14 protein-coding genes are annotated in these 19,340 nt (G+C 63.6%); 6 read left to right on the top strand and 8 right to left on the bottom strand.

The window, feature by feature from the left end; translation table 11 throughout:
* Positions 1-9: 9 nt before the first annotated feature.
* From OIU19_RS15085 to OIU19_RS15065, 5 genes are all read left to right on the top strand, one after another.
* Entirely contained in the window at positions 10-1,626 is a 1,617-nt protein-coding gene (locus OIU19_RS15085; protein WP_264235671.1) for an SPOR domain-containing protein, read from the top strand.
* A 374-nt stretch (positions 1,627-2,000) separates the two neighbouring features.
* Entirely contained in the window at positions 2,001-6,446 is a 4,446-nt protein-coding gene (gene gltB, locus OIU19_RS15080; RefSeq protein ID WP_264235670.1) for a glutamate synthase large subunit, read from the top strand.
* A gap of 123 nt (positions 6,447-6,569) precedes the next feature.
* Positions 6,570-7,988: an FAD-dependent oxidoreductase gene (locus OIU19_RS15075; RefSeq protein ID WP_264235669.1), complete on the top strand. Its 1,419-nt coding sequence runs from the start codon at positions 6,570-6,572 to the stop codon at positions 7,986-7,988.
* A 183-nt stretch (positions 7,989-8,171) separates the two neighbouring features.
* Positions 8,172-9,236, top strand: coding sequence for a uroporphyrinogen decarboxylase (hemE, locus tag OIU19_RS15070; RefSeq protein ID WP_264235668.1), 1,065 nt, complete (start codon positions 8,172-8,174; stop codon positions 9,234-9,236).
* A 156-nt stretch (positions 9,237-9,392) separates the two neighbouring features.
* Positions 9,393-9,740: a NirD/YgiW/YdeI family stress tolerance protein gene (locus tag OIU19_RS15065; RefSeq protein WP_264235667.1), complete on the top strand. Its 348-nt coding sequence runs from the start codon at positions 9,393-9,395 to the stop codon at positions 9,738-9,740.
* Between the two features lie 138 nt (positions 9,741-9,878).
* On the opposite strand, the gene OIU19_RS15060 is transcribed toward OIU19_RS15065, so the two are convergent.
* Positions 9,879-11,123, bottom strand: coding sequence for an MFS transporter (locus OIU19_RS15060; RefSeq protein ID WP_264235666.1), 1,245 nt, complete (start codon positions 11,121-11,123; stop codon positions 9,879-9,881).
* A gap of 125 nt (positions 11,124-11,248) precedes the next feature.
* On the opposite strand from OIU19_RS15060, the gene OIU19_RS15055 reads away from it, so the two are divergent.
* Entirely contained in the window at positions 11,249-12,142 is an 894-nt protein-coding gene (locus OIU19_RS15055) for a LysR family transcriptional regulator (protein ID WP_264235665.1), read from the top strand.
* Positions 12,143-12,247: 105 nt separating this feature from the next.
* Here the strand turns inward: OIU19_RS15055 and OIU19_RS15050 are convergent, their stop codons facing one another.
* From OIU19_RS15050 to OIU19_RS15020, 7 genes are read right to left on the bottom strand one after another with little or no spacing between them, the layout of a single operon-like run.
* Entirely contained in the window at positions 12,248-13,480 is a 1,233-nt protein-coding gene (locus OIU19_RS15050; protein WP_264235664.1) for a beta-ketoacyl-ACP synthase, read from the bottom strand.
* A complete protein-coding gene (gene fabG, locus OIU19_RS15045) occupies positions 13,480-14,208 on the bottom strand; it encodes a 3-oxoacyl-ACP reductase FabG (protein WP_264235663.1) in 729 nt (242 codons plus the stop codon). Before fabG ends, OIU19_RS15050 begins: the two co-directional genes overlap by 1 nt.
* On the bottom strand, positions 14,201-14,671 hold the full coding sequence (locus OIU19_RS15040) for a hotdog family protein (protein ID WP_264235662.1): 471 nt from the start codon (positions 14,669-14,671) through the stop codon (positions 14,201-14,203). Before OIU19_RS15040 ends, fabG begins: the two co-directional genes overlap by 8 nt.
* Entirely contained in the window at positions 14,668-15,849 is a 1,182-nt protein-coding gene (locus tag OIU19_RS15035) for a beta-ketoacyl-[acyl-carrier-protein] synthase family protein (RefSeq protein WP_264235661.1), read from the bottom strand. Before OIU19_RS15035 ends, OIU19_RS15040 begins: the two co-directional genes overlap by 4 nt.
* Entirely contained in the window at positions 15,846-16,328 is a 483-nt protein-coding gene (locus OIU19_RS15030) for a hypothetical protein (RefSeq protein WP_372353320.1), read from the bottom strand. The genes OIU19_RS15035 and OIU19_RS15030 overlap by 4 nt, the downstream gene beginning before the upstream one ends.
* Complete coding sequence (locus OIU19_RS15025) at positions 16,325-18,646, bottom strand: MMPL family transporter (RefSeq protein ID WP_264235660.1); 2,322 nt, start codon at positions 18,644-18,646, stop codon at positions 16,325-16,327. The genes OIU19_RS15030 and OIU19_RS15025 overlap by 4 nt, the downstream gene beginning before the upstream one ends.
* Positions 18,636-19,238: an outer membrane lipoprotein carrier protein LolA gene (locus OIU19_RS15020; protein WP_264235824.1), complete on the bottom strand. Its 603-nt coding sequence runs from the start codon at positions 19,236-19,238 to the stop codon at positions 18,636-18,638. Before OIU19_RS15020 ends, OIU19_RS15025 begins: the two co-directional genes overlap by 11 nt.
* Between the last annotated feature and the right edge of the window lie 102 nt (positions 19,239-19,340).

Below are 19,340 nucleotides of genomic sequence, written 5' to 3'. Positions count from 1 at the left end.
GACAGCGCAATGACCAGTTTGCATGCCGATGAGGCGTTTCTCGACCATTACCAACTGAGCCACGATCCGTTCGCGCCGCGTGTGCCCGGCTTCAAGTTCTTCCCCGCCCAGCGCAAGCCAGTGTTGGGGCAGTTGCATCACCTGGCCCGCTACAGCCAGCTGATGCTGGTGGTCACAGGGCCGGTGGGCAGCGGCAAGACCCTGCTGCGCCAGGCGCTGGTGGCAAGCACCAACAAACAGTCGGTACAGAGCGTGGTGGTTTCCGCCCGTGGCGCCAGCGATGCTGCCAGCGTGCTGGGCCAGGTGGCCCAGGCGCTTGGGGTAGCCCAGGCCGAGGTGCAAGCCATTCTGTCCCAGGTGGTACAACTGGCGCTGACCGGTCAGGAAGTCTATCTGTTGGTGGACGATGCGGAACAACTCGGCGAGTCGGCACTCCAAGCGTTGCTGGAGTTGGCGGCGGGGGTTCCGGAAGGGCGTCCGCACGTGTTCCTGTTCGGTGAGCCCTCGCTGATCGCAGGGTTGGATGAGCTCAATGCCGATGGTGATCGTTTCCACGTCATTGAGCTTGCCCCCTACAGCGAGGAAGAAACCCGCGAGTACCTGGAGCAACGCCTGGAGGGCGCTGGCCGGGGCATCGAGGTGTTCAGCGCTGAACAGATCGTCGATATCCATGAACATTCGGACGGCTGGCCTGGCACTATCAACCAGGTCGCCCGCGATACCTTGATCGAAGCCATGATCGCCACCCGCAGTACGGCGAAGCGACCATCCATGGGGTTCAAAATGCCTAAAAAACACGTGCTCGCGCTGTCTGCTGTCGTAGTGGTCGCCGTTGCTGCGGCGGTCCTGATGCCCAAGAAGGGCGCCGATAAAGCCCCTACCGACGCACCTGCGGCCCAAGCCCAGCTGCCGTTGGGTGAAGGCCAGCCGGGCAACGCCCAGGCCAACAATGGCAACCCTGCCATCGAGTTCTCCGGCTCCTCCCAGCCAATGCCACTGCCGCTGGTAGGTCAGTCGCAACCGGTCATGCGCGAGCCGCTAGCCCAGGCCGCAGGCATGGGCGATGGCGAAGAGGGCGGTCCAGCCGGCAACACTGCGCTACAGCCCGCCAACCCGCCGACCGTTACCACCATTGCGCCGCCTGAAGGTGTTCCTGCGGGGCCAGCTACGGCACCTGCGCAGCCAATCGCCAGCGCGCCAAGCCAGCCGGTTGCGCCTGCACCGAAGCCTGTTGCAACCCAGCCGGCCAAACCGGTAGCGCCTGCCAAGCCAGCGCCGGCTCCGACTCAGGTCGCAACCGCCAAGCCAGCGGCTAAACCTGCTGCTGGTGGCAGTGGCAACAGCAGCTGGTACTCGGGCCAAAAACCAGGCAATTACGTGGTGCAGATCCTCGGCACCAGCTCCGAGGCATCGGCCCAATCGTTCGTCAAAGCGCAGGGTGGCGACTATCGCTACTTCAAGAAAACCCTGCAGGGCAAGCCACTGTACGTCGTCACTTACGGCAACTTCGCCAACCGTGATGCAGCGGTTGCGGCAATCAAGAACTTGCCAGCGAAGGTCCAGGCTGGTAAACCTTGGCCACGTACCGTTGCCAGCGTCCAACAAGAGCTGGCTACGGCTCGCTGATACCTTCCGGGCGGCACCACCCCGCTGCCCAGATGCTGAGCGACTCCTGACTTTCGTCTAGCCTGCTGCGTTCAAACGCGGCAGGCTTTTCTGTCCCAGACTGCCGGCCACAAGCCCTCTCTTGCAGTCCAGGCTGAAACGCTTCAGACTCCGACCAATGCCGTACCACGGCGAAAGGTCAAAAACATTCAAAATTGCGACATAAATTTACAACGATTCGTCGTTAGAATTTGTGAGCTTCACTGTCGCTGTGCAACAATGGTTTCACGTTGCCCCCCGCAAAAAAGCTGGCATTCGACCGGTGTGGATGGTAAGTGGTTGTACTAAAAAGAGATTTGCCTCCGTCGAGAGGTGAACCTGGTGAGAATGTGTCTATGAAAACAGGTCTGTACCATCCGGAAGAATTCAAGGACAACTGTGGTTTCGGCCTGATCGCCCATATGACGGGCGAGCCAAGTCACCACCTTCTGCAAACTGCCATGCAGGCGTTGACCTGCATGACCCACCGCGGTGGGATCAACGCCGACGGCAAGACCGGCGACGGTTGCGGCTTGCTCATGCAGAAGCCCGATCAGTTTTTGCGCGCCGTGGCCCAAGAGCATTTCGCCGTCGAGCTGCCCAAGCAGTACGCGGTAGGCATGGTGTTCTTCAACCAGGACCCGGTTAAAGCGCAAGCCGCGCGCGCCAACATGGACCGCGAGATCCTCGCCGCTGGCCTGAAGCTGGTCGGCTGGCGCAAAGTGCCGATCGACACCAGCGTGCTCGGCCGCCTGGCCCTGGAGCGCCTGCCGCAGATCGAGCAGGTATTCATCGGCGGTGAAGGCCTGAGCGACCAAGAGTTCGCCATCAAGCTGTTCAGTGCCCGTCGTCGCTCGTCTGTGGCCAACGCCCACGACAGCGACCACTACATCTGCAGCTTCTCGCACAAGACCATCATCTACAAAGGCCTGATGATGCCGCGCGATCTCGCGGCGTTCTATCCAGACCTCGATGACCCACGCCTGCAAACCGCGATCTGCGTTTTCCACCAGCGTTTCTCGACCAACACCCTGCCGAAGTGGCCGTTGGCCCAGCCGTTCCGCTTCCTCGCCCATAACGGCGAGATCAACACCATCACCGGCAACCGCAACTGGGCCATGGCCCGTCGCACCAAATTCGCCAACGACCTGATTCCCGATCTCGAAGAGCTTGGCCCGCTGGTCAACCGCGTAGGTTCGGACTCCTCGAGCATGGACAACATGCTCGAACTGATGGTCACCGGCGGCATCGACCTGTTCCGCGGCGTGCGCATGCTGGTGCCGCCAGCGTGGCAGAACGTCGAGACCATGGACGCCGACCTGCGTGCCTTCTACGAATACAACTCCATGCACATGGAGCCGTGGGACGGCCCGGCCGGTATCGTCATGACCGAAGGTCGCCATGCCGTCTGCCTGCTCGACCGCAACGGCCTGCGCCCGGCGCGCTGGGTCACCACGCGCAACGGCTACATCACCCTCGCCTCGGAAATCGGCGTGTGGGACTACAAGCCAGAGGACGTGGTCGCCAAGGGTCGGGTTGGTCCGGGGCAGATCTTTGCCGTGGACACCGAGACCGGGCAGATCCTCGACACCGACGCCATCGACAACCGCCTCAAGTCGCGCCATCCGTACAAGCGCTGGTTGCGCCAGCACGCCACGCGCATCCAGGCGACCCTGAGCGATGACCAGGGCGCGGCCAGCTACGATGCTGACCAGCTCAAGCAATTCATGAAGATGTTCCAGGTCACCTTCGAAGAGCGTGACCAGGTCCTGCGTCCGCTCGGTGAGCAGGGCCAGGAAGCGGTCGGCTCGATGGGTGACGACACGCCGATGGCAGTGCTGTCGCAGCGCGTGCGTTCGCCGTACGACTTCTTCCGCCAGCAGTTCGCCCAGGTGACCAACCCCCCGATCGACCCGCTGCGCGAAGCGATCGTGATGTCGCTGGAGATCTGCCTGGGTGCCGAGCGCAACATCTTCCAGGAGTCCCCAGAGCATGCTTCGCGGGTGATCCTCAGCTCGCCAGTGATCTCGCCAGCCAAGTGGCGCTCGCTGATGAACCTGGAGCGCGAAGGCTTCGAGCGTCAGCTGATCGACCTCAACTACGAACAAAGCATTGGCCTGGAAGCTGCCATCCGCAACATCGCCGATCAGGCTGAAGAAGCGGTGCGGGCTGGCAAGACCCAGCTGGTGCTGAGCGACCGTTACATCGCCCCTGGCAAACTGCCGGTGCACGCTTCGCTGGCCGTGGGCGCGGTGCATCACCGCCTGACCGAACAGGGCCTGCGCTGCGACAGCAACATCCTGGTAGAGACCGCTACCGCCCGCGACCCGCATCACTTCGCCGTGCTGCTGGGCTTCGGTGCCTCGGCGGTGTACCCCTACCTGGCCTACGAAGTGCTGGCCGACCTGATCCGTACCGGCGAAGTGCTGGGCGATCTGGACGAAGTGTTCAAGTACTACCGCAAGGGCATCTCCAAGGGGCTGCTGAAGATCCTGTCGAAGATGGGTATCTCGACCATCGCCTCGTACCGTGGCGCGCAGCTGTTCGAAGCCATCGGCCTGTCCGACGAAGTGGTCGGCCTGAGCTTCAAGGGCGTACCGAGCCGCATCAAGGGCGCGCGTTTCGTCGACCTGGAAGGCGACCAGAAGCTGCTCGCCGCCGAAGCCTGGAGCGCGCGCAAGCCGATCCAGCAAGGCGGGCTGCTCAAGTTCGTCCATGGTGGCGAATACCATGCCTACAACCCGGATGTGGTCAACACCTTGCAGGCCGCCGTGCAGCAGGGCGACTACGCCAAGTTCAAGGAATACACCACGCTGGTCGACACCCGGCCGGTGTCGATGATCCGCGACCTGCTCAAGGTCAAGATGGCCGAGCAGCCGCTGGCGCTGGATCAGGTCGAGCCGCTGGAGGCGATCCTCAAGCGCTTCGACTCTGCCGGTATCTCGCTGGGGGCGCTGTCTCCAGAAGCCCACGAGGCCCTGGCCGAGGCGATGAACCGCCTGGGCGCGCGCTCCAACTCCGGTGAGGGCGGTGAAGACCCGTCGCGTTACGGCACCGTGCGTAGCTCCAAGATCAAGCAGGTCGCCACGGGCCGCTTTGGTGTCACCCCCGAATACCTGGTCAACGCCGAAGTGCTGCAGATCAAGGTGGCCCAGGGCGCCAAGCCGGGCGAAGGTGGCCAGCTGCCAGGCGGCAAGGTCAACGGCCTGATCGCCAAACTGCGTTATGCGGTTCCGGGCGTGACCCTGATCTCGCCGCCGCCGCACCATGACATCTACTCGATCGAGGACTTGGCCCAGCTGATCTACGACCTCAAGCAGGTCAACCCGCAGGCGCTGGTCTCGGTCAAACTGGTCGCTGAAGCTGGCGTGGGCACCATCGCCGCCGGCGTGGCCAAGGCCTATGCCGACCTGATCACCATCTCCGGCTACGACGGCGGCACCGGCGCTTCGCCGCTGACTTCGATCAAGTACGCCGGTGCACCGTGGGAGCTGGGCCTGGCCGAGACCCACCAGACCCTGCGCGGCAACGACCTGCGCGGCAAGGTGCGGGTGCAGACCGACGGTGGCCTGAAAACTGGCCTGGACGTGATCAAGGCCGCCATTCTCGGCGCCGAAAGCTTCGGTTTCGGCACCGCGCCGATGATCGCCCTGGGCTGCAAATACCTGCGTATCTGCCACCTGAACAACTGCGCCACCGGCGTCGCGACCCAGAACGACAAGCTGCGCAAGGATCACTACATCGGCACGGTCGACATGGTGATCAACTTCTTCACCTTCGTCGCCGAAGAAACCCGTGAGTGGCTGGCCAAGCTGGGCGTCAGCAGCCTCGGCGAGCTGATCGGTCGCACCGACCTGCTCGAAGTACTGCCAGGCGACACCGAGCGCCAGCAGTACCTCGACCTCAGCCCGCTGTTGGGCAGCTCGCACATCCCGGCCGACAAGCCGCAGTTCTGCGAAGTCGACAAGAACCCGCCGTTCGATCAAGGCGAGCTGGCCGAGAAGATGGTCGAGATGGCCTTGCCGGCGATCCGCGACCAGGTCGGTGGTGAGTTCAGCCTGGACATCTGCAACTGTGACCGTTCGATTGGTGCGCGCATCTCTGGCGAAATCGCCAAGCTGTACGGCAACCAGGGCATGTCCGCCAAGCCAATCACCTTCCGCTTCAAGGGGACTGCGGGGCAGAGCTTCGGTGTGTGGAACGCCGGCGGCCTGAACCTGCTGCTCGAAGGTGATGCCAACGACTACGTCGGCAAGGGCATGACCGGTGGCAAGGTGACCATCGTGCCGCCTGCTGGCAGCCCGTTCAAAACCCAGGACAGCGCCATCGTCGGCAATACCTGCCTATACGGTGCCACTGGCGGCAAGCTGTTCGCCGCCGGTACCGCAGGTGAGCGCTTCGCTGTACGTAACTCCGGCGCCCACGCTGTGGTCGAGGGCACCGGCGATCACTGCTGTGAATACATGACCGGCGGCTTTGTCTGCGTCTTGGGCAAGACCGGTTACAACTTCGGTTCTGGCATGACTGGCGGCTTCGCCTACGTGCTCGACATGGACAACAGCTTCGTCGACAAGCTCAACCACGAGCTGGTGGAAATCCAGCGTATCAGTGGTGAAGCGATGGAGGCTTACCGTAGCCACCTGGCGCGGGTCCTTGCCGAATACGTTGAAGAGACCGGCAGCGAGTGGGGGCGTGAGCTCTCGGAGAACCTGGACGACTACGTGCGGCGCTTCTGGCTGGTCAAGCCGAAGGCGGCCAATCTCAAGCAGTTGCTGTCCAGTACCCGTGCCAACCCGCAGTAAAAGCAGCTGCAAGTGGCAAGCCTCAAGCTGCAAGTGAACGCAGTGCGAGGTTTGCCGGGCTTACGTGATCGTCTTGCGGCTTGCAGCTTATCGCTTGCAGCTGCTGTTGAGAGGTTTTGAAAAATGGCTGAACGTCTGAATAACGACTTCCAGTTCATCGAAGTCGGGCGCAAAGACCCGAAGAAAAAGCTGCTGCGTCAGCGCAAGAAGGAGTTCGTCGAGATCTACGAACCCTTCAAGCCCCAGCAGTCCGTCGAGCAGGCGCACCGTTGCCTGGGTTGCGGCAACCCGTACTGCGAATGGAAGTGCCCGGTGCACAATTTCATCCCCAACTGGTTGAAGCTGGTCTCCGAGGGCAACATTCTGGCGGCGGCGGAACTGTCGCACCAGACCAACACCTTGCCGGAAGTCTGCGGCCGCGTGTGCCCGCAGGATCGCCTGTGCGAAGGTGCCTGCACCCTCAACGACGGCTTTGGTGCCGTGACCATCGGCTCGGTGGAGAAGTACATCACCGACACCGCCTTCGCCATGGGCTGGCGTCCGGACATGTCCAAGGTCAAGCCGACCGGCAAGCGCGTCGCGATCATCGGTGCCGGCCCTGCGGGCCTGGGCTGTGCTGACGTGCTGGTGCGTGCCGGGGTGACTCCGGTGGTGTTCGACCGCAACCCTGAAATCGGTGGCCTGCTTACTTTCGGCATCCCCGAGTTCAAGCTGGAAAAGACCGTGCTGAGCAATCGCCGCGAAGTCTTCACCGGCATGGGCATCGAGTTCCGCCTGAACACCGAAGTGGGCAAGGACATCACCCTGGAACAACTGCTCGCCGAGTACGACGCAGTGTTCATGGGCATGGGCACCTACACCTACATGAAGGGCGGCTTCCCGGGTGAAGACCTGCCGGGCGTGCACGATGCACTGGACTTCCTGATCGCCAACGTCAACCGCAACCTGGGCTTTGAAAAGTCGCCGGAAGACTTCGTCGACATGCAGGGCAAGAAGGTGGTGGTGCTCGGCGGTGGCGATACCGCGATGGACTGCAACCGCACCTCGATCCGCCAGGGCGCCAAGTCGGTGACCTGTGCCTACCGTCGTGACGAAGCGAACATGCCCGGTTCGCGCAAAGAGGTGAAGAACGCCAAGGAAGAGGGGGTGAAATTCCTCTACAACCGCCAGCCGATCGCCATCGTTGGCGAGGACAAGGTTGAAGGGGTGAAGGTGGTCGAGACCCGTCTCGGCGAGCCGGATGCCCGTGGCCGTCGTAGCCCTGAGCCGATTCCGGGCTCCGAGGAGATCCTGCCGGCCGATGCCGTGGTGATCGCCTTCGGTTTCCGTCCGAGCCCAGCGCCGTGGTTCGAGCAGTACGGCATTCAAACCGACAGCCAAGGGCGGGTGGTTGCACCTGAGAAGGCCAAGTTCAAGCACCAGACCAGCAACCCTAAAGTGTTTGCCGGTGGCGACATGGTGCGCGGTTCTGACCTGGTGGTGACGGCGATCTTCGAAGGGCGCACCGCTGCCGAAGGGATCCTGGACTACCTCGAAGTCTGATCGATGGCTATCGCGGGGTAAGCCCGCTGCCATGCAGAAGTGTGTGCTGCGTGGGAGCGGGCTTGCCCCGCGATGTTGTTTGTATACAAAAATAATTGATCCAAGGCAGACGGATAGACAAACAACCGTGCCTTTTCTCTGTACGTCTGAGAAAATGCCCGCACTTTTTTTCCGGATGCCGACATGACTGCCCTGAAGAACGATCGTTTCCTGCGTGCACTGCTCAAGCAACCCGTAGACGTCACTCCAGTCTGGATGATGCGCCAGGCCGGCCGCTACCTGCCGGAGTACCGCGCCAGCCGAGCCAAGGCGGGTGACTTCATGAGCCTGTGCATGAACCCGCAGTTCGCCTGCGAGGTCACCCTGCAGCCGCTGGACCGTTACCCGCTGGACGCAGCGATCCTCTTCTCGGACATCCTCACCATCCCCGATGCCATGGGCCAGGGCCTGTACTTCGAAACCGGCGAAGGCCCGCGTTTCAAGAAGGTCATCAGCACCCTGGCGGACATCGAAGCGCTGCCAATCCCTGATCCGCACAAGGACCTGGGCTACGTGATGGACGCGGTCAGCACCATCCGCCGTGAGCTCAATGGCCGCGTACCGCTGATCGGCTTCTCCGGCAGCCCCTGGACCCTGGCCACCTACATGGTCGAAGGCGGCTCCTCCAAGGACTTCCGCAAGATCAAGGCCATGCTCTACGACAACCCGCAGGCCCTGCACCTGCTGCTGGACAAGCTGGCCCAGTCGGTCACCAGCTACCTCAACGGCCAGATCCAGGCCGGTGCCCAGGCAGTGCAGATCTTCGACACCTGGGGTGGCAACCTGTCGGCGGCGGCCTACCAGGAGTTCTCCCTGGCCTACATGCGCAAGATCGTCAGCGGCCTGATCCGCGAGCACGACGGGCGCAAGGTGCCGGTGATCCTGTTCACCAAGAACGGCGGCATGTGGCTGGAAAGCATCGCCGAGGCTGGCGCTGACGCGTTGGGCCTGGACTGGACCTGCGAGATTGGCGATGCCCGCCGCCGGGTCGGCGACAAGGTGGCCCTGCAGGGCAACATGGACCCAACCGTGCTGTACGCCAAGCCTGCCGCGATTCGCCAGGAAGTTGCGCGGATTCTGGCCAGCTACGGCAAGGGCACCGGGCATGTATTCAACCTGGGGCATGGCATTACCCCAGAGGTCGATCCAGAGCATGCAGGCGCGTTCATCAACGCGGTGCACGAGCTGTCCGCGCAGTATCACCAGTAAGCGTTGAATCAATCGCGGGGCCAGCCCGCTCCCACGCAAAAGTCCTCAGGGACGAGGCGTGGGAGTGGGCTTGCCCCGCGATACGTTTGGATTAAGGTTTAATTCAGCGATCGTCGTTAATCTGGTCCCATCTCAACCGATACAGGACCTGACCTCATGAAAGCTCGCTACTTCGCCCTGATTCTCGCGCCGCTGTTCAGCACCGCTGCCCTGGCCAATACCTACACCGGTCCAGGTGCTCAACCGGTCACCACCGTAGCCGCTGCCAACGACGCCGCTGACGACACCCGTGTTGTTCTGCAAGGCTTCGTGACCAAGAAGCTGGATAACGACGACAAGTACGAATTCAAGGACAACACCGGCACCATCACAGTCGAGATCGACGATGAGGACATGCCAGCGGCAGGCTTCAATGACAAGACCAAGGTCAAGCTGACCGGTGAAGTCGAGAAGAACCTGATGAGCCGCGAAGTGGATGTGGATATCGTCGAGATCATTAACTGATCCAGAGGACTGGGGTCGCTTTGCGACCCTTCGCGGGCAAGCCCGCTCCCACAGGGTTCGACAGCGCTGCAAGACTCTGTGGGAGCGGGCTTGTCGGGGCGCCGAACCGCCGCGAAGGGCCGCAAAGCGGCCCCGGCTTCACGTGGTCTTGGGCGCCAATCGGCTTAGGTGCAACGCCACCAACAACGCCACCGCCAACAGGCTGCCAATGAACAGGCCAATCCCGTTCCATCCGGCCATGTGCCAGAACACCCCACCGGCCGTCCCGGCCACACTCGATCCGGCGTAATAGCAGAACAGATACAGCGAAGACGCCTGGCCCTTGGCCTTCAATGCGCGTCGGCCAATCCAGCTGCTGGCCACCGAGTGCGCGCCAAAGAAGCCAAAGGTGAACACCAGCATGCCCAGGATCACCATCGCCAGCGGGCTGGCCAGGGTCAGCAACAGCCCGCCTGCCATCACCAGGATGCTCGCCCAGAACACTTTGCGCCGCCCCAGCTTATCGGCAAGGGCGCCGACCTGCGCCGAACTGTAGATACCCGACAGGTAAACCACCGAGAGCAAGCCCACCAGCGCTTGGTTCATGTGATAGGGCTCGGCCAGCAAGCGGTAGCCGATGTAGTTGAACAGGGTGACGAAGGCGCCCATCAGCAGGAACGCTTCAAGGAACAACCACGGCAAACCGGCGTCGCGAAAGTGCATGACAAAGCCATCGAGCAGGCTGCGCGGGTTCATCGCTTGCGGGCGGAAGTTGCGCGACTCGGGCAGCACTTTCCAGAACACCAGCGCCGCTGCCAGGGCTAGCCCGCCAATGGTCAGCATCGCCGTGTGCCAGCTGACGAAGTCGATCAGCACGCCAGTGATCAGCCGCCCGCTCATGCCGCCGATGGCATTGCCGCCGATGTACAGGCCCATGGCCAGGCCGATGTGCTGCGGATGAATTTCCTCACTCAGGTAAGTCATTGCCACCGCTGCCAGGCCGCTGAGCGACAAGCCCACCAAGGCCCGGGTCGCCAGCACCAGCTCCCAGCTTGGCATTACCGCGCTGGCCAGGGTCGACAGCGCAGCGCAGACCAGGGCGAATACCATTACCGGCTTACGGCCGATCCGGTCCGAGATCGGCCCGGTGACCAGCAGGCCAAAGGCGAGCATCGCCGTCGACACCGACAGCACCAGGCTGCTCTGCGCGGCGTTGATGGAGAACTCCTGCGACAGCAACGGCATCATCGGTTGCACGCAGTAGAGCAGGGCAAAGGTGGCAAAGCCGCCGCTGAACAATGCCAGCACGGTCTTGAGGAAGGCGGGAGTACCTTTCTCGATCCAGATCTCGTTCAGCGGGGCAGGCTCAGGGTCGACAGGCAGGGGCGCTACAGCAGTTTTCACGAATGGGTCCCTCGGGCACGCGGGCCGGTGTTGCGAATTGTAAAAAGCATATAGCTGGCTAATGATTAGATCCAATATATTGTTCGACCTATTTAAGATGTTTTACGACTTGTTTGGAGCTGCTCATGGAATTGCGTCACCTGCGCTACTTCATCGCCGTTGCCGAGGAGCTGCACTTTGGCCGTGCCGCGCAGCAGCTGGGGATTTCCCAGCCCCCCCTGAGCCAGCAGATCCAGGCGCTGGAGCAGGAGCTGGGCGCGCGATTGTTCGAACGCACCAATCGTCGGGTAGAGCTGAGCGAAGCTGGCCGGTTGTTTCTAGAGGAGGCGCGCCAGGTACTCGCCCAAGTGGAAAAAGCCGCGGATGTCGCCCGTCGAGCGCAACTGGGCGAGTTGGGTGAAATGAAGATCGGCTTCACCTCTTCGGCGCCATTTACCTCGAAGATTCCCAAGGCGATTCATGCATTTCGCCAACGCTTTCCCGCCGTGCACCTGAACCTCAAGGAGATGAGCAGTCGCGATGTCGCCGAGGCGGTCTTCGACGAGTCGATCGAAGTCGGCCTGATGCGGCCAATGCCGTTGCCTGAGGGGTTGGTCGTCACCGAGTTGTTCCGAGAGCCGCTGGTGGCAGTGATCAACGCCTCGCACCCGCTGGCGCAGGGGAGCGAGCAGGGCGTGTACATGGCGGCGCTGGCCCATGAGCCGTTCGTGTTCTTTCCGCGCAGCTATGGCAGCGGCTTGCATGCGCAGTTGTTGAGTCTGGCTCGGCAAGCGGGGTTCAGCCCGCATTTTGCCCAGGAGGCGGGGGAGGCGATGACCATCATTGGCCTGGTGTCGGCGGGGTTGGGGGTGTCGGTACTGCCGGCGTCGTTCCAGCGCATGCGTATTGATGGCGTGGTGTATCGCACCCTGCTCGATGAGGGCGCGGGGACGGCGGTGTGGCTGGTCCAGCGTCAGGCGGGTGGCTCGGCGATGGCCAAGGCATTTGCCGAGCTGCTGACCCGCGAAAGTACCCTGTAGCCCGTACTGGCCTCTTCGCGGGCAAGCCCGCCTCCACAAGGATATGCAGCACCACCGAACGCTGTGGGAGCGGGCCTGCCCGCGAAGAGGCCGATGCAGGCGCCGTTAAGCCCTTGGCCAGCGCCGGAAGATCAACGAGGTATTCACCCCACCAAAGGCAAAATTGTTGTTCATCACGTACTCATTGCTCATCACCCGCATGCCGCCACGCAAGTAGTCGAGCTCGCCACAGCGCGGGTCGATGTTGTCCAGGTTGAGGGTGTGCACGTACGTGTCGCGATTCATCATCTCGATGCTGAACCACGATTCCAACGCACCACAGGCGCCAAGCGTATGGCCAAGGAAGCTCTTCTGCGAACTGATCGGCATCCGCGGCCCAAACAGTTCGCTGGTCGCCAGGGTCTCGGCGATATCGCCCTGTTCAGTGGCCGTGCCATGGCCGTTTACGTAGCCAATCGCCTCTGGCGCCAACCCGGCATCCTCCAGCGCCAGCTCCATGGCGCGGCGCATGGTGGCTTGTTCAGGACGCGTGATGTGCTGGCCATCGGCATTGCTGCCAAAACCAACGATCTCGGCATGAATGCGCGCGCCACGGGCCAGTGCATGCTCCAGCTCCTCGAGCACCAGCATGCCGCCACCCTCACCCACTACCAGCCCGTCGCGGGCGCTGTCGTAAGGGCGCGGGCTCAGTTCAGGGGTGTCGTTCATCAGGCTGGTCGCATACAGCGCATCGAACACCATGGCCTCGGTCGGGCACAGCTCTTCGGCGCCACCGGCGAGCATCATCGGCAGGCGGCCGAACTTGATCGCCTCGTAGGCATAGCCGACCCCCTGACTGCCACTGGTGCAGGCGCTGGAGGTGGGGATCAGCCGGCCGGTGAGGCCAAAGAAGATGCTGATGTTGGCCGCAGTGGTGTGCGGCATCATGCGCACGTAGGAGTTGGCATTGAGGCCATCGGCCCTGGCGTTGAGCAGCATGTTGCCAAACGCCTTGATCTCGTCGGTGCTGCCCGCGGAGGAGCCGCACGCCACGCCCATGCGGCCATCGCGGATGCTCGGATCGTTGAGCAGACCGGCATCGGCCAGCGCTCGTTCTGCGGCCGCTACCGCCAGGCGGGCGACCCGGCCCATGCTGCGCAGTTGCTTGCGGGTCCAGTGCGCGGGCACTGCGAAGTCGTCGATAGGGCCGCCCAGGCGAGTATTGAGGTCTTCAAAAACGTCCCATTCGTGCATGCGGCGAATGCCACTGCGGTTGCTGGAAAAAGCCCTGGAAAGGGTTTCCCAGTCATTGCCCAGGGCAGTGATGCCGGCCATGCCGGTGACCACGACACGGCGCATCAGCACAACCCTCCGTTGACCGCGATGACCTGGCGGGTGATGTAGGCCGCTTCACTGGACATCAGGAAGTTGACCGTGCCGGCGACCTCTTCCGGGGTGCCCATGCGCTGGGCCGGAATCATCTTGAGCAACTCCTCGACCGGCACGTGCTCGTCGAGCATGGCCGTGTCGATCAGCCCTGGGGCGACGCAGTTGACCGTGATCCGGCGCTTGCCCAGTTCGATCGCCAGGGCCTTGGCCGCACCGATCAGGCCGGCCTTGGAGGCGCTGTAGTTGACCTGGCCGCGATTGCCGATCAGCCCGGAAACCGAGGTGATGCAGACGATCCGCCCTGGCGCACGGCGGCGGATCATCGGCATCATCAAGGGGTGCAGGACGTTGTAGAAACCATCCAGATTGGTCCGCATGACCTGATCCCAATCGTCCTCGCTCAGGGCTGGGAAGGCGCCATCGCGAGTCAGCCCGGCGTTGCACACCACGCCGTAGTAAGCGCCATGCGCTTGGACATCCTCATTGAGGATGGCAGCGCAGGCCGCCCGATCGGCGATATCAAATTGTAGGATGCGCGCCTGGCGCCCCAGCGCGCGGACCTGTTCGGCAACCGCCTCGGCCTCGCTGCGGCCACTGCGACAATGCAGGACCAGATCGTAGCCGGCGCGGGCCAGACGCAGGGCGATAGCGCGACCAATGCCGCGGCTGGAGCCGGTGACCAAGATGGTGTCAGTCATGCGGGTGTTCCTCGGGTGCCGGCTCGGCCAGGTACTGGCTTGCCTGGGGCGGGCGATAGACATTCAGGCGGGCGCTGGCTTGGATGCCGTCGCCGCGCAAGTGGCATTCGAACACACCCATGCCGTTGTCGTCTTCCAGCGAGCGCAGGGCGTGGATACGCAGCTGGGCGCCGACGGGAAAGTGTTCGACAGTGCACTCGAACTTGCGTGTGCCGAGCAGAAAGCCCATTTCCACTGGCCGGCCCAGCCGCCGTGCGCGACAGCCGGCATAGGCCGCCACGCTCTGCGCCATCAGCTCCAGCGCCAGCCAGGCGGGCAGGCTGCCGTCGGCACGGTTGAATTGGCCGCCAGCACGGACCGTTGCGTGGGTGTGGATCTGCTCCTCGTCACAACTGTCGATGCCATCGATGAGGATCATGTCACCGGCGTGCGGCAGCAGGTCGGCCAGGGGCCAGGTGGTCATGGTGCATCTCCGAGAATCAGGCTGACATTGTTGCCGCCGAAGGCGAACGAATTGCTCATCAACCGGCGCGGTCCGTGCAGCGCCAAGCGTTGGCTGCCATCGACCAGATTGAGCGCGGGCAGTTGTGGGTCGGCCTGACCATCCCAGAGGTGCGGCGGCAACAGGCCAAGTGGGTTGTGCTCGCTCAGGCTCAGCCAGCAGAAGGCTGCTTCCAGGGCGCCGGCGGCGCCGAGGGTATGACCGGTCATCGGCTTGCTCGATGAACAAGGCAGCTGGGCGCCGAACAGGTTGTGCACGGCCCGGCATTCCATGGCGTCGTTGTGTTCGGTGGCGGTGCCGTGCAGGTTCAGGTAATCGATCTGCGCGGGCTCGAGACGGGCATTGTCCAGCGCTTTGCCCATGGCCTGCAAGGCGCCCCTGCCGCTCGGTTCGGGAGCGGAAATGTGGTGCGCGTCTGAGCTGGCGCCCGCGCCGAGCAGGGCAATGCCTGAACCTTCGCGGGTCATCAGGAACAGCGCTGCGCCTTCGCCGATATTGATCCCGTCGCGGTTGACCGACAACGGGTTGCAGCGCTGTGAGCTGACGGCCTCAAGGGCGTTGAAGCCATTGACGGTCAGGCCACACAGGCTGTCGACGCCGCCGCACAGCACCGCATCGCACAGGCCCAGGTCGAGCAATCGACGTGCGCTCAACAGGGCGCGGCCACTGGAGGTGCAGGCGGTCGAGATGACATAAGCCGGGCCTTCGAGTTGCAGCCAAGCGGCCAGGAAGTTGGCCGGGGCGCTCAGTTCCTGCTGGTCATAGCGATAGTCCGCAGGGAAGTGCCCAGCGTCCAGGTAATGGGCGATGCCGGCGCTGGCTTCGTCGATTCCCGAGGTGCTGGTGCCTAGCACCACACCGACCCGCTGGACGCCGTGGCGCTCGATGGCCTGGCGGATGACCGGCTCGATCTGCAGGGCAGCGGCATACAGCAGCTGATTGTTGCGGCTTTGCTGGCCTGCTAGGGGTAGCTGCGGCAACGGGCCGGCCACGGCGCCGACCGGCAGGCTGCGCTCCGGCACCCAGCAGCCCTGCGCTTGCATGCCTGAGCAGTCACCGGCGAACAGCTTGCGGGCGACTTCGGCCTGGCCCTGGCCAAGGGCGCAGACCAGGCCCAAGGCATTGAGGTAGGCGGTCATGGCGCAGTCTCATTGGGCAGAGGGCTGACGAGGTAACGCAGGCCCTGGCCGAGGTTCAAGGTGAAGTGGTCGGCGCGGCGATAGTCGACCTGCCAGCGTGTATCCAGCCAGCGCCGCTGCTCCTGCTGCCGGGCCTGTGGATAAAGCTGCAGCAGTTGCTGCTCGGGGGTTAGCGCGAACAGCACGGCGGCGAACAACTCACGCGCAGCAGGGTTGGGCGGCAGCAGGCCATCGGCTTGCCAGTCCTGGCCATCGAGCAACTGCCGCGCCTGGGGGATGCCCATCAGGTCGAGCAGCGACCAGCGCAGGCGGCCATTTTCACGCTGCACCACCAACAACCAGTCCTGGCGTTGCCCGGCTTGTTCGCGTTGCACGTGCAGTTGCTGCGGCAATGTCAGCTGGGGTAGACGCTCTGGTAGCGGTGGCCGCGCAGCGCAGGCGCTCAGCAGCAGGGTCAGCAACAGCAGCAGGGGTTTCATGATTGCGCAGGTTCTCTATCACGGGCGGCGGCCCAAGGCGCCAGGACGAAACTGAAGGCCAGGCCCAGGCTCACTGCCAGGCCAAAGTTGCTCACCGCCGGCGTGCTGGATAGTGCCAGCAGGCCAAACGACAGCCAGGTGGTGAGCGCCGCCAACAGGGTGCCGAGCAGACTGACCGCAGCGCCGCCGATCCGTTCGTGCATAAGGATCGCGTAGTCGACACTGATCGCTGTTACCAGCAACAGGCCGAACAGGCTGAACAGGGTCAGCGGTTGTCCCAGCCAGCCAAGGCTGGCCAGGCTGCACAGCGCGGCCAGCAGCGGCAGGGCGACCAGCCGTAGAGCGCCAGCCAAACCGAAGGGCACGACCAACAGCAACAGGATCAGCGCGCACGACAGCAGTTTCAACTCAGCGGCGCTGACTTGGGTAGCGGCGAACAACTGGTTCAGCTGACCGAGCCGATCCACCAGTTGCACCCCTGGCAGTTCATCGGTCTGCAAGCGCAGCAGCGCCGGATCGTTGAGCCCTTGCAGGCTGACGATCGCCGCCACGCCATGGCCATCCTCGCCCAGCCACAACGGTCGCCAAGCCTCGCCGAGCGGGCCAGCCAGGACGTGCTCGATCGAGCGATCCGGCAGGCTGCGCAGTTGTTCAAGCTCTGCGGCCAATGCATCTTGCGGCACGCCCAGCGCCAGCAACGGTTGCCAATGGGCAGGCAATTGCGCCAGCGCCTGGCGTAGCTGTCGCTGAGCACCAGCGCTGGCGACCAGTTGGCTGAGGCTCATGTAGCCCTTGAGCTTGTCCAGGTCAGCCAGCTCGTCGAGCTTTGTACTCAACGCCTGCAAGCGTTCGAGCAGTTGGCCTTGGTCGGCGGCGCGGACCAGGTAGAACTGGCTGGTCGGCTGGTAACCGGTGATGCGTGCGACGGTCTGAGCCTCTTGCAGCAACTGCGGTGAGCTACCGACCCACTGGCGGATATCGTTACGGCTGTCCAGTTGCCACAGGCCTGCGGCGCAGAACAGCATCAAAAGGCCCAGCAACACGGCACTGGGGACTTTGCTCAGCAGGCGTTCACGTAGGTCGGTGAGGGCCTGGGCAATGCGCAGCGGCCAGTCTGCCGGGCGCAGCTCGACAGACTGCAGCAGTGCCGGTAGCAGGCACACTGCGCTGAGGTAGGCGCCGACCAGGCCCGCCGCCGAGAATGCAGCGATCTGGGTCAGTGCCGGAAACGGGGTGAATGCCAAGGCCAGGTAACCGATGCAGCTGGTGACCAGGCTCAGGCTCAGTCCCGGCAAGGTCAGCCGCAGGGCCGCCCAGCTGCGCCAAGGGCGCAGGCTCCAGCTCTTGGACAGGTAGTGAAGTGGATAGTCCACCGCCACCCCGATCAGGCTGGAACCCAGGACCAAGGTCATTACATGCATCTTGCCGAACAACGCCACGCAGGCCACCGCGCCGAACAGCATGCCAACCAGCACCGGCACGAATGCCAGCAACACCCGCCAGCGGCGAAACGCCAGCAGCAACAGCAGAAGAATGCCCAGGGTAGCGCCACCGCCGACCCAAGTGATCTCTCGGCTGGCCTGGCGCTGGCCATTGGCGGCGTGCAACAGGCCGCTGACCGCCAACAGTTGGGCCCCGCTCTGCTCGGCGTGGAGCCGGCTGGCGGCCAGCAGGTCGGCGACCTGTAACGGCAACTTCAGGTCGAAGGCGTCGCCCAGGCTACGCGCGCGCAGCAATACCCAGTGCTTGCCGTCAGCCTCGGCGATCAGCGCACCGCTGGCGGTGTCGAGCTGGACATTGGCCGGCTTCGGCTGACTGGCCTGGATGCGTCCAGTCAGGCCTAGCCAATCGTCCTGGCTGGGGACCAGGCTAAAGCCGGTGAAGGGGTCGAACAGGCTTTGCACGCGTTGTTCGATAAAGGCCTCGGGTTGTTCGACCAGCTGTCTGCGATCAGCGGCCGAGAGCATCGCCAGGCGGCCTTGCAGCAGTTGCTCGCGCACTGCTTGCAGGTCGGTCTGCAGGCTCCACTGGACCTTTTCGAACAGGCCGCTGGCTTGCCACTGTCCGGCCAGGCGTTCGGCGAGGGCTACGGCGCGCTGGCGGTCCTGGTCGCCGACCAACACCAGCATCTCGCGGTTCAGCGGTGCCTGCATGCGTTGCTCGGCGCGCTGTACCAACGGATCTTGGGTGTCGCCGGGCACCAGCGCCATCAAGTCGCCCGACAGCGGCGCGCCACGCTGCCACTGCCAGCCGGCGACAGCCAGCACGGCAATCAGCAAGGCCAGGAACAGCCGTGGCAACAGGCGTTCAATCGGCAAAATCGCTGCGCTCCGTATCGCTCAGGGCAGTGGCGCCGCTGCTGGCTGGCATGCGCAGCACGGTGCTGTCGCCTTGGCTTTCCTCAAGCTCGATGCGCTCGACGTACTGGCCGCCGGCGATGTCGATACGGCGGAAGATCTGCTTGAGCAACAGCGAGCGAGGGTTCAGCTGCAGTTGCCAGTGCTCGGCGGTGCCTTGCAAGTTCAGCTCGAAGTCGCGTTGCAGGCCGCTGCTGTCGCCTTGCAGGACAGCGAAAAACAGACGGTTCTGCTCGGCGCCGGCGCTACGGCTGGGCAGGCTTTGCCAGCCGGATGGATCACGCCGGGCAATGCCGCTGGCGGTGATGCGGTAGTCCTGGCGCAGCGGTGTTTGCAGCAGCCAGAGCAGGCCGTGGTCGCGGGCCAGGACGAATTGGCCGCGGCTGACCAAGGGCTGGGGAAGGGCGCGCAGGTGTTTTTCCTGGATGAAGGGGCCTTTGACTACAGTGGGTTCGCTTAGCTGCTTTTGCAGGTCTTCGAGGGTGAAGGCTAAGGTTAGTGGGCTGGTTAGCAGCAGGGCTAACGTGGTGAGGGCGCGTAACGCCAGCGCCATGGAGTGGTTTGGAGGGTTTGGGGTCGCGCTGCGACCCTTCGCGGGCAAGCCCGCTCCCACAGGGTTTTGCAGCGTTGCGATGGCCAGCAAAGCGGGCCCAGT

The organism is Pseudomonas sp. BT-42-2 (assembly GCF_025847435.2).
Lineage (GTDB): Bacteria > Pseudomonadota > Gammaproteobacteria > Pseudomonadales > Pseudomonadaceae > Aquipseudomonas > Aquipseudomonas urmiensis.
The sequence above is the reverse complement of the archived record's forward strand: the minus strand, read 5'-3'. Positions and strand labels throughout refer to the sequence as shown.

Bases quoted from the DNA above. Each gene is read 5' to 3' on its own strand.
- OIU19_RS15055 (WP_264235665.1), top strand. From the start codon at position 11,249: ATGGAATTGCGTCACCTGCGCTACTTCATCGCCGTTGCCGAGGAGCTG.
- OIU19_RS15040 (WP_264235662.1), bottom strand. From the start codon at position 14,671: ATGACCACCTGGCCCCTGGCCGACCTGCTGCCGCACGCCGGTGACATG.
- OIU19_RS15050 (WP_264235664.1), bottom strand. From the start codon at position 13,480: ATGCGCCGTGTCGTGGTCACCGGCATGGCCGGCATCACTGCCCTGGGC.
- OIU19_RS15030 (WP_372353320.1), bottom strand. From the start codon at position 16,328: ATGAAACCCCTGCTGCTGTTGCTGACCCTGCTGCTGAGCGCCTGCGCT.
- hemE (WP_264235668.1), top strand. From the start codon at position 8,172: ATGACTGCCCTGAAGAACGATCGTTTCCTGCGTGCACTGCTCAAGCAA.
- OIU19_RS15085 (WP_264235671.1), top strand. From the start codon at position 10: ATGACCAGTTTGCATGCCGATGAGGCGTTTCTCGACCATTACCAACTG.
- gltB (WP_264235670.1), top strand. From the start codon at position 2,001: ATGAAAACAGGTCTGTACCATCCGGAAGAATTCAAGGACAACTGTGGT.
- OIU19_RS15035 (WP_264235661.1), bottom strand. From the start codon at position 15,849: ATGACCGCCTACCTCAATGCCTTGGGCCTGGTCTGCGCCCTTGGCCAG.
- OIU19_RS15075 (WP_264235669.1), top strand. From the start codon at position 6,570: ATGGCTGAACGTCTGAATAACGACTTCCAGTTCATCGAAGTCGGGCGC.
- OIU19_RS15020 (WP_264235824.1), bottom strand. From the start codon at position 19,238: ATGGCGCTGGCGTTACGCGCCCTCACCACGTTAGCCCTGCTGCTAACC.
- OIU19_RS15065 (WP_264235667.1), top strand. From the start codon at position 9,393: ATGAAAGCTCGCTACTTCGCCCTGATTCTCGCGCCGCTGTTCAGCACC.
- fabG (WP_264235663.1), bottom strand. From the start codon at position 14,208: ATGACTGACACCATCTTGGTCACCGGCTCCAGCCGCGGCATTGGTCGC.